Origin of the sequence: Agathobaculum sp. LCP25S3_E8 (assembly GCF_052117165.1) — a bacterium.
In the GTDB taxonomy this organism is placed as follows: Bacteria; Bacillota; Clostridia; order Oscillospirales; family Butyricicoccaceae; genus Agathobaculum.
The window spans coordinates 1-1,823 of the sequence record NZ_JBQKJR010000131.1; the positions used below are offsets into that span (position 1 = coordinate 1).

The 1,823-nt window shown below is 55.1% G+C and carries 1 protein-coding gene; it reads right to left on the minus strand.

What is annotated here, in order from left to right; all coding sequences use genetic code 11:
* Nucleotides 1-231 precede the first annotated feature (231 nt).
* Nucleotides 232-1,476 (minus strand): IS110 family transposase, encoded by a 1,245-nt coding sequence (locus tag ACTQ34_RS17850; protein WP_441364946.1) that lies wholly within the window; start codon nucleotides 1,474-1,476, stop codon nucleotides 232-234.
* Nucleotides 1,477-1,823: the final 347 nt, after the last annotated feature.

Consider the following 1,823-nt stretch of genomic DNA (forward strand, 5'->3'; position numbering starts at 1 on the left):
CGTGGCAACGGCGTTCCTGGCTGCGGTATGGATTCGTTCGGCATCGGAAGTACTGAATCTGTAACCGGTTCTTTTGCACCATTTTTGGAAGGTGTCTGCAAAAGTATGTAGCCGGCTAAGGAAATGTCAAGCATAAAATGCAAGGAGGAGTGAATATCTGAGCAAAGGGAAAGGGCACAGTAAAGCAGACCTATCAGAAATAGGCCATCGGAAGTATTTGGAGAGTTGCTGTTACGCTGCAGACATGATCGGCTGATAGGCCTTATTATCCCGCAGGACAGCAAAAATCACTGTGGTCATCTTCCTGGTCACATGGCCGATGATGCACATATATTTCATGCCCTCCGCGGCCTTTTTCTCGTAATAAGCGCGGAACATCGGGTCACACTGCACCGCGTTGGTACAGGCCATCCAGATGGCCCTGCGCAGATAGGGCGAGCCCCGTTTGGACATATGGACACCGCCAAATTTTGTCTCGCCGGACTGTTTCACCCTGGGGTTCAAGCCTGCATAGGAGAGCAGCTTATCCGCACAGGAGAAGCTGGAGATGTCCCGGATCTCGCTGAGGATTGCGGCGCCCAGCAAAGGACCGATGCCGGGGATGGAGGTAAGAGGAGTATCGAATTGGGAGAATATCTCGGCCATCTGCCGCTCTAAAGTTGCGGCGCCATCCAGCAAACTCTGGAGCTGCTGGAGATGCAGCAGGATCAGAGTGGAGTACACCCCTTCGCAGTCCGGGATGCCAAAGCTGCCCTTGGCGGTCTCCCTGAGCTGCCGGGCTTTCCATTCTCCGAAGCGCCCGTTGCTGGCGGTCTGGAGCAGTTGCGTCAGCTTCCCAAGCTGTGCCCTGGCCAGCTTTTCCGCTGTGGGGTACTGTCTCAAAACAGCAAGAGCGGCCTTGCCAAAGATTGTGCTGAACTGGGTTTCAAACTCGGGGAACACCTGGTCCAGCAGCGCGGTGATCTTCCGCTTCAGATCGCTGGCCATGTCGACGAGGTAGTATCGATTCCGGCACAGCTCCCGCAGGGCCAGCAGCTTGTCCTGGGGCACCCTGCTGGGCTTATAGCGCCCGAAACGGATGGTTTCCGCGATGGCCAGGGTGTCGATTTCATCGGTTTTAGTGTCACCGTTATTCAGCATCTCCCGCACAGCGTGGGTCTGGATGGGATTGAGCAATACGGCCCGGTAGCCCTCCCGGCACAGCCGTGTGTACAGGGCCAGCCAATAGTGGGAAGTGGCCTCCATGGCGAGGATAAACTCGCTCTTGCGGTTTGTGATCTTGTGCATCCGCGCCAGCAGGGCATTGTACCCGGAACAGCTGTTGCGGAAGGAGAAGGGCTTGACCACGATCCGCCCCTCGGAGTCGATGATGCGCGCCACATGGCTGCGCTTGGCGATGTCGATCCCAACGATGAACATAAAGCAAACACCATCCTGTTTGAATTTGCAGACAGTCCTCCCGCTCTTATGAGCCATAGCCTGCTTCAAGATCAGCGGAGGGCTGCCGCTCCCGCATCCGGCTCAACAATGAACTCTCATAAGATAGAGGCCCCATACTGCATAGAGCGGACGTGCGCCGCATGGATAAAGAAGGGAACCTCTGTCTGCGGGGAACAGTATATCACCGCCGCTTCCGGCGAGGATACCAAAACATACAGCCGGTGCATATTGGGTGCATATTCTTGCAGATTTGCCCTGTTCGAAAGTATAGCAGGGATAAAGCTGCCACGCATTCTTTATGCCAAAAGCGGATCACAAAATCCACCCATTTGACATGGCCCTTTGAGTTCCTGCCTTCATTCAGAAATAACTTATTGGCACCG